The following is an 8,437-nucleotide window of genomic DNA, read 5'->3' on the forward strand; positions in this document are numbered from 1 at the left end:
GCATAGCTTACCGTATGAAATGTCGGTGCCATAGCTGTAATCGTACAACTCAGACCGAGCAGGATTGCGATTGATTGTCTTGTTGTGCGGAATAAACGCATCGCTTTCACTTCACCCTTCTGCCGCTTACACGAGATTGGATCCGTCCCCTTCGAACGTTTTCCCATCCACGGTAGGCATTGGTAATCCCAGATGACGGTACGCTTGAGGCGTCACCATTCGTCCTCTCGGTGTGCGCTGCAAAAAACCGATTTGCAGCAAGTATGGTTCATAGACGTCTTCGATCGTCTGACTTTCTTCTCCGATCGTGGCCGCAATTGTATCCAACCCAACAGGGCCTCCGCGAAAATTCGAGATAATCGCCCTCAGCATCTTGTGATCAATCTCATCCAAGCCGAGATCATCGACCCGAATGAGCTTGAGCGCGGTCTGAGCTATATCGAATGTAATGATTCCATCGCCCTTAACCTGGGCGTAATCACGAACCCGCTTCAGCAGCCGATTAGCAATCCGCGGCGTTCCCCGGGAACGCTTGCCAATCTCGGTAGCGGCCTCCCCTACAATGCCAACTTGCAATATTTCCGAGGCACGGCTTACGATATAGCTAAGTTCATCCACTGTATAATATTCCAGACGACTTACTACACCGAAGCGGTCGCGCAGCGGCGCAGAGAGCAGCCCAGCTCGAGTAGTCGCACCGATTAGCGTGAAGGCCGGCAAGTCAAGTCTAACTGAGCGGGCGCTCGGGCCTTTGCCAATAATAATATCAAGTGCGAAATCTTCCATGGCCGGATACAGCACTTCCTCAACCGTCCGGTGTAGACGATGAATCTCATCGATGAACAAGACGTCGCCTTCTTGCAGATTGGTCAAGATAGCAGCCAAGTCACCAGGACGCTCGATTGCAGGTCCCGAGGTCGTACGTATGCTCACACCCAATTCATTCGCGATAATATTCGACAGTGTCGTCTTACCAAGGCCAGGCGGGCCATAGAGCAGAACATGGTCCAGCGCCTCCTTGCGCATCTTGGCTGCTTCTATGTATATCTTCAAATTCTCCTTCGCTTGCGACTGTCCGATGTATTCAGCCAAATACCGGGGACGCAGGCTGAGCTCTGCTGTATCTTCTTCCATCATCAGATTAGCCGAGATAATCCGATCGTCCATCAACAATCTCCCTCACTTCCTATACCCCGCTGTACAAGGCTTGCAGAGCCAGCTTCGTTAGCGTCTCGGCTTTATCTCCATCCTTAGCCTTAGGCTTCACCCGAGTCCAGGCACGATCTGCTTCCGCTTCAGAATAGCCAAGTGCAAGCAGCGCTTCCTTCGCTTCTGCCCAAGCGGTCCCTCCTTCACCTGTGTAGACCAATCCAGGCATATCACTACCAAAACCCATACCAGTTATGGAGATAGCGCCTGCAGGTAACGGTATCGCCCCGAGCTTGTCCTTCAAATCCAGCACGATGCGCTGAGCGGTCTTCTTGCCTATCCCCGGCAGCTTCATCAGAAAGTTCAAATTCTCCTGCTGGACAGCAGCCACAACGGCTTCCGGCCTTCCTGCAGCCAATATCCCCAACGCTACGCGCGGTCCGATTCCTGATACTTCCAAGAGCTTACGGAACAACGCCTGCTCCTCTCGGGTCAGAAAACCGAACAGCAATATTGCGTCTTCCCTTACATGATGATGAATGTAGTACGTTGTCTCTTCCGATTTGTCAGCGCCAGAAGCATATGGATTCGGGCAGAACACCCGATACCCTACCCCATGGACGTCCAACACCGTGTATTCCGTTTCTCTATGTACAACTTTTCCCCTCAGGAAATCGATCATGGCTTCAAGGCTCCATTCACTTTGTTCTGTAGTCCGGCCGAATGCGCGTGACAGATGGCGATGGCAAGCGCATCAGCTACATCATCAGGCTTCGGGACGGCAGTCAGCTTCAGGAACAGCTTCACCATCTCCTGAACCTGCTTCTTCTCGGCCTTGCCATAACCGACGACCGCCTGCTTCACTTGCAGGGGTGTATACTCAGCGATACTTATTCCTCGTTGAACGGCTGCGAGCTGTAGTACGCCCCTTGCCTCGGCGACCGTAAATGCAGTCGTCACATTTTTATTGAAAAACAGCTTCTCGATTGCCATTGCGTCCGGATTGTACTTATCGATCAGTTGCAGCAGCGATTCGTACAATTCATTCAGCCGGATCGCTTGATCGGTGTGTGCCTTCGTCTGAATGCAGCCATATTGCACAGGGACGAGCTTGTGACCCTGTTTATCAACAAAGCCGAAGCCGACGATGGCAATACCCGGATCGATGCCAAGCACACGCATATGAATTCATCCTCCAACATGTGCTAAACGCACAATTACTTCATAAGCAACACAATATAAAAGCGAACATATGTGTTCTCTTTTTGCCATTATAACAAAAATATGCGGTAAAAAGTATGGCTGACAAAAAAAACAGACGAATCGATGGATTCGCCTGCGCATTATTCCGAGTTCTGACTCTTATTCTCTTTGTTACTGCTCTACCGCAAAATCGCTGAATGTCGACAATACACTGTTGTATTCTAGCAAATCGGTGACCCGGATGCCTTCCTTAAGTTGATCGATCGTCTCTCTTGGTAGGCTGCTCTCCAGAAATCCCATATTGAGTTGAAAAAAAGTACGTATCACTTTCTGGCTGGAAGGAATACCATCGAACAAAGACAGGTTGCCTGACTTGTCCAAGCCGAAGTAAGCCGTGTCCTTGCACCCTGGTGACAAGTCCTCTACCCGCTCACGAAGATCAACTGACTCCCCGTTCATGCTCAATTGCCACTGGGGATGCTCATTGTGCAAGCTTTGGATTTCTTGTGGTGTCAGACGTCCAAGCTGCTCCGTTTCTTCCCCACAGACGTAGGTCCGAATCGTGGTGACCTCCCGTTTGCCCCCTAGTTCCAGTAATCGCACCAAGACAGCCTCGTCCGAATCCTTCGCGTGATCTGGAGACACCGATGCAATTGCAGATTGAATACTTACGCTCGCGGGATCGCTAGTCTGGCTATTGTATGAGTACCAGGCGAAGCAAGCGCAGACAACAAGCATAACAGACCCTAGCGATAACCAGCGTCTGTTCAGGCGAAGACGTTTCTTCAACTGTTTCAAGATGCCTGTGAAGTTCATGGGAATCCCTTCCGTCCTAGAATTTTTCTCTAGTTTTCCCAGAAGGTCTTCCCCTTATACTTCACATGCTAGATTGCATGCCGGAGTTGCTCAACCCCACTATACTCTAGTCCATGGAATGTTGGATTTCCGTTGTGGTCTAGGCGAAGATGACTTCGATTTACGAGCGTTGCCGTTGTTGCTACGGGCACTGCTCTTCGAGCTTGAACGCATGGACACTTCATCCGCAACCGATACATTGACTTTCTGCTCCACGGAATCTTCTTCCCTGTTATCGTGACAACCACAATCCTTCATACCATGGCTAGTATGAGGTCCATATCCATAAGGCATTGCAGACCACCCGTAAGGGCTCTGTACACCTGGATACATGTGATAGGGTGATACCATTGGCGCGTTGCTGTACGGCGATACCATTGGCGCATTCTCGAACGGCGCGTTGCTATACGGCGACACCATTGGCGCATTCTCGAACGGTACGTTGCTATATGGTGACACCATGGGCATGTTCTCAAACGGTACGTTGCTATACGGCGATACCATTGGCGCATTCTCGAATGGTGCGTGGCTATACGGCGATACCATTGGCGCATTTTCGAACGGTGTGTTGCTATACGGCGACACCATTGGCGCATTTTCGAACGGTGTGTTGCTATACGGCGATACCATTGGCGCATTCTCGATCGGTGCGTGGCTATACGGCGAYACCATTGGCGCRTTTTCGAACGGTGCGTGGCTATACGGCGACACCATTGGTGCATTTTCGAACGGTGCGTGGCTATACGGCGACACCATTGGCGCGTTTTCGAACGGTGCGTGGCTATACGGCGAYACCATTGGYGCATTYTCGAACGGTGCGTKGCTATACGGCGACACCATTGGCGCGTTTTCGAACGGTGCGTTGCTATACGGCGATACCATTGGCGCATTTTCGAATGGTGCGTTGCTATACGGCGATACCATTGGCGCATTTTCGAACGGTGCGTTGCTATACGGCGATACCATTGGCGCGTTTTCGAATGGTKCGTGGCTGTACGGCGACACCATTGGCGCATTTTCGAACGGTACGTTGCTATACGGCGATACCATTGGCGCGTTTTCGAATGGTGCGTGGCTGTACGGCGACACCATTGGCGCATTTTCGAAATGCACGTTACTGTACGGCGACACCATTGGCGCATTTTCGAAATGTACGTTGCTATACGGCGACACCATTGGCGCATTTTCGAAATGTACGTTGCTATACGGCGACACCATTGGCGCATTTTCGAAATGTACGTTGCTATACGGCGACACCATTGGTATATTCTCGTGAGGTGCGTTACTATACGGCGATACCATTGGCGTATTCTCGTAAGGTGCGTTGCTATACGGCGATACCATCGATGGGAATGGGGATTGCATATGCCCCCACTGCGGCATGCTTGAAGAAGCTTCCACAGCCGGAACTTGGTATTGCATGAACGGTTCAACCGCATGAGGTGTCGCCCACRGATTTACAGGTTCCATTGACATTCCTTGATACATAGGCTGATTGGATTTGGGCAAGGTAGCCGGACTTACCGCTGTCTTCGGCGTTGTAGCTGGACTTACTGCTGTCTTCGGCATTGTAGCCGGACTAACCGCTGTCTTCGGTGTTGTTGCTGGACTCACGGCTGTCTTAGGTGTTGTTGCCGGGCTCACGGCTGTCTTAGGTTGTGTCATAGGTTTCTCCTGCGTCTTCGGTGCTACCACCGGATTCTCAACAGCTTTGGGGGATACGGATGGTTTTATCTCAGGATTCTCAACAGCTTTGGGGGATACAGATGGTTTCATCTCAGGTTGCTCAATAGCTTTGGGGGACACGGATGGTTTCATCTTAGGTTGCTCAACGGGCTTCACTTCCGGCGCTGGCTTTACCATTTCCACCGGTGCTGTTACGGGTGCCTGAGTAACTGGCAATTGCAGATTCTCCTTCGATTCCGGCTTCGTCTCAGGGAGGGGGGCAGGAAGTGGAGTTGGAGTGATCGGAGCATTAATAACTTTGTTCCCATGCCCTGTTAAGGGGTATTGCGGATTCGTAGCTTTGACCTTTGGAATAAAGACCGTATCGCCGGTCATAAGTATGTTGGGGTTCTTAAGGTGCGTATTGGCGTCGATAACCGCTTTGAGCGGGACGCCCCAGGCTTTGGACAGCTTCCACAGTGTATCCCCCTGGACCACCGTATGCTTGTGCAAAATTTCACCTGTTGGCGGAGTCACTGGAACTGATGACGTCGGGATGCGAATTTTCATGCCTACATCGATTTTGTCCGGATCAGTGATCTGTTTGTTGAAATCGATCAGTTTTTGCAAGTCTACGTTGTACTTCTTAGCGATTTCGAACATCGTGTCGCCTTTTTTCACAATATGAATTTTCAATGCTTTAACCTCCTGCATCTTCAGAATGACAATACAGTCTATGCAGGTTCTAGGCATTTGACATCATTTCTTGCAAAAAAAGTACGGCTGCCTATTGACGGCGGCAGCCGTACTCGTTACCTTACCAAAGATCGCCAGACTTCCTAATTCGAATGTGTCGAAGTGAGCTTTGCCTAACGGAATATACGGGCAGCGCTGCTCGACTAGGCAGGTCAGTGTCTTACCTTCACAAAGCCGTAATGGTGAATTCGGCTTGCGAGTTGATAGGTTAACCGGTTAGTCCTTGGTATTATTCCTCGCGAGTAGTACGGAAATCCCCGTACAGCAACAGGGGGCAGAGTATGATTACCAAGTGTAAGTAACCCCGAAGTTCCGCGCAAGAAGCCATTGCCCAACCATACCAGACACCAAACATCAAGCACCAAGCACCAGATACCGAGCACCAAGCACTCAGCACCACGCACCACGCAACTGCAACCGCAGTCGCCCATTCTCAGCTAACAGGAAAACCTCCTGTTATTTCCGTTGTCTGACCCAGTTTCCCCCAACTAACAGGAAAACCTCAGACTGTTGAGAAAGTCGCATAATTCATCGAATTACCGCGGTAATGTGATATAGTATAGGAAGACACATTTACCCGGAAGGCGTGAGGATTTTGCTTAACCATCGACCATCGACCCATCCAAAATCGAACCAACTCGAGCTCACGAATATCGACTCATTAGTTCCTGAGAATCACCTCTTGCGCTTGATCCATAATCATATTGACTTCTCTTTTATTACAGAGAAAGTACGTCCTTTCTACAGCGAGACTAAGGGGCGGCCTGCCCTTGATCCCATTGTATTGTTCAAAATGATGCTAATCGGCTACTTGTACGGGATCCGTTCTGAAAGGCAATTGGAACAAGAGATCATCCCTCATGCCGCCTATCGATGGTTTCTAGGACTCGGGTTCTCCGATTCCGTACCGGATCACTCGACCATAAGTTGGAACCGAACCAAGCGATTCAAAGGAACGAATGTCTTTCAGGAAATCTTCGACGAGGTCGTTCGATTAGCCATCGATCATCACATGGTCGGCGGGCGGGTTCTCATTACGGACTCCACCCATATCCAGGCCAATGCCAACAAGAACCGCTACGCGATGCACGTGGTCACGGAAACGCCTCAAGAGTATCTTGGTGAACTCGAAGCTGCCGTGAACGAGGATCGGGAATCTCATGGAAAAAAGCCGCTACCTCCGGCCGGGGAGGAACTCGAGGAAAAGAAACTGAAAGTGAGCACCACGGATCCTGAAAGTGGCTTTATGATGCGAAAGGGGAAACCCGAAGGCTTCTTCTATCTCGATCATCGTACGGTCGATCACAAATTCAATATCATTACCGATGTGTTCGTAACGCCCGGCAACGTCAATGATGCGACCTTTTATATGGAACGATTGAAACGTCAAATTGAAACATTTGGATTTGATTCTACGTTAGAAGCCGTCGCCTTGGACTCAGGCTACATGACTCCTCATATTTGCAAAAAAACGCTCGACATGGAAATCTTTTCGGTTATAGCAGAACGAGGCGCTCCGACGAAAGAAGGGGTCTTTCCCAAATCCCGATTTATCTACGATTCCGAACTCGATACCTATACTTGCCCGGCTAGCAAGACGTTAACTTATCTCACCACGAGCCGAAACGGATACGGGGAGTACCGATCGAACTCGGCCGAATGTAGGGTCTGTCCACTCCAGGGACAATGTACCACGAATGCGAACATGCAGCGGAGCATTCACAGGCACGTATGGGAAAAGTACAAGGAACGGGTCACCCAAAACCGGTATAGTGCGGAGGGAGTAGCCGTCTACCAATTACGTTGTCAAACTATAGAGCGAAGCTTCGCGGATGCCAAAGTGCTCCACGGGCTTCGCCGTTGCCGGTTCAGGGGAAGAGACAAAACCCAGGAACAAGTCTTGATGACAGCTGTTGCGCAGAACCTAAAGAAGATTGCAAGGCACCTGGCCAAGCAATCTCTGCGAGAAAAATCCGAAAAAGACACTATTTTATCCACCGATTTCATAACCATATATGCTTCTTATCCGAAACTCGTAGCTTGATAAATCGGTTTCTCAACAGTCTGAAAACCTCCTGTTAATAGGAGTGAATTTACCGAAAACTTATAAAAATGCTGAATTTACCGGGAGGATTTCCTGTTAATTATCGATAATGAGTGAATTTGCTCAAAATAACAGGAAGTTTTTCTGTTAGCTGTTACTTACGGTAAAGAAATAAAACATTGTATGAGTACATGAACCTCCCCCACTTACGCTTCGCTAAGAAGTAGGGGTTTCTTACCATTACTTGCCGTAACTTTCTGCAAGACAGCAGGTTGGCTACTATCTCTCGCTACACATGTAGCGGAAACCAAACAGCAAGCTATCGTAAGCAACACTTTTGCAAGTGGGTGGGAACTCACCATTTACTACTTCTAGCTCTAGGCTATCCGTAGATACTTGACTTCTTTCGTTTTGCCCAAATCGCGTATATCTCCATGTAGATAYTTGGACAAAATCCCCTTGCTACCGTGAACATCTCGATGTTCTTCATAGCCGCAGAAACATTTKTAATTTCTTGTARACGTCTTTTTCCTTCTACCGCAACAAGGACATTGTTGACTTGTATAGCTTTCATCCATCGTCTTCATCGTTGTTCCATGTTCTTCGAGTTTGTATTCGAGTTGCTTTTGAATTTTACCAAAACTCCAATTGGATAACTTTTGATTTACGATTTTTCTTCTTTTCTTTTTAGTGTTCCTCTGTACGCCTTCCACTTTGCCAACTACTATCGTTTTTACATCATTTTCCGTACACCACTGTACGAAT

7 protein-coding genes are annotated in these 8,437 nt (G+C 49.2%); 1 reads left to right on the top strand and 6 read right to left on the bottom strand.

Annotated features, from left to right (window positions below; all coding sequences use genetic code 11):
• Nucleotides 1-126 precede the first annotated feature (126 nt).
• The 5 genes from ruvB to AC1DWB_RS29345 form a co-directional block, all read right to left on the bottom strand.
• Entirely contained in the window at nt 127-1,167 is a 1,041-nt protein-coding gene (gene ruvB, locus AC1DWB_RS29325) for a Holliday junction branch migration DNA helicase RuvB (protein ID WP_477544639.1), read from the bottom strand.
• 19 nt (nt 1,168-1,186) lie between these two features.
• Nucleotides 1,187-1,831, bottom strand: coding sequence for a Holliday junction branch migration protein RuvA (ruvA, locus tag AC1DWB_RS29330; RefSeq protein WP_477544640.1), 645 nt, complete (start codon nt 1,829-1,831; stop codon nt 1,187-1,189).
• Nucleotides 1,828-2,331, bottom strand: a complete 504-nt coding sequence (ruvC, locus tag AC1DWB_RS29335; RefSeq protein ID WP_477544641.1) for a crossover junction endodeoxyribonuclease RuvC — start codon at nt 2,329-2,331, stop codon at nt 1,828-1,830. The genes ruvA and ruvC overlap by 4 nt, the downstream gene beginning before the upstream one ends.
• Before the next feature lie 192 nt (nt 2,332-2,523).
• Nucleotides 2,524-3,168: a BofC C-terminal domain-containing protein gene (locus tag AC1DWB_RS29340; RefSeq protein ID WP_477544642.1), complete on the bottom strand. Its 645-nt coding sequence runs from the start codon at nt 3,166-3,168 to the stop codon at nt 2,524-2,526.
• A gap of 99 nt (nt 3,169-3,267) precedes the next feature.
• Nucleotides 3,268-5,568: a LysM peptidoglycan-binding domain-containing protein gene (locus AC1DWB_RS29345; protein ID WP_477544643.1), complete on the bottom strand. Its 2,301-nt coding sequence runs from the start codon at nt 5,566-5,568 to the stop codon at nt 3,268-3,270.
• A gap of 655 nt (nt 5,569-6,223) precedes the next feature.
• Here AC1DWB_RS29345 and AC1DWB_RS29350 point away from each other — a divergent pair.
• On the top strand, nt 6,224-7,672 hold the full coding sequence (locus AC1DWB_RS29350) for an IS1182 family transposase (RefSeq protein WP_477544644.1): 1,449 nt from the start codon (nt 6,224-6,226) through the stop codon (nt 7,670-7,672).
• A 377-nt stretch (nt 7,673-8,049) separates the two neighbouring features.
• Here the strand turns inward: AC1DWB_RS29350 and AC1DWB_RS29355 are convergent.
• On the bottom strand, nt 8,050-8,437 hold a 388-nt coding region (locus AC1DWB_RS29355), incomplete at its 5' end, for a zinc ribbon domain-containing protein (protein WP_477544645.1).

It is taken from the genome of Paenibacillus sp. P4_E11, from assembly GCF_056401635.1.

Excerpts from the sequence above, each read along its gene's own strand:
- ruvB (WP_477544639.1), bottom strand. The coding sequence starts at position 1,167 with ATGGACGATCGGATTATCTCGGCTAATCTGATGATGGAAGAAGATACA.
- AC1DWB_RS29340 (WP_477544642.1), bottom strand. The coding sequence starts at position 3,168 with ATGAACTTCACAGGCATCTTGAAACAGTTGAAGAAACGTCTTCGCCTG.
- ruvC (WP_477544641.1), bottom strand. The coding sequence starts at position 2,331 with ATGCGTGTGCTTGGCATCGATCCGGGTATTGCCATCGTCGGCTTCGGC.
- ruvA (WP_477544640.1), bottom strand. The coding sequence starts at position 1,831 with ATGATCGATTTCCTGAGGGGAAAAGTTGTACATAGAGAAACGGAATAC.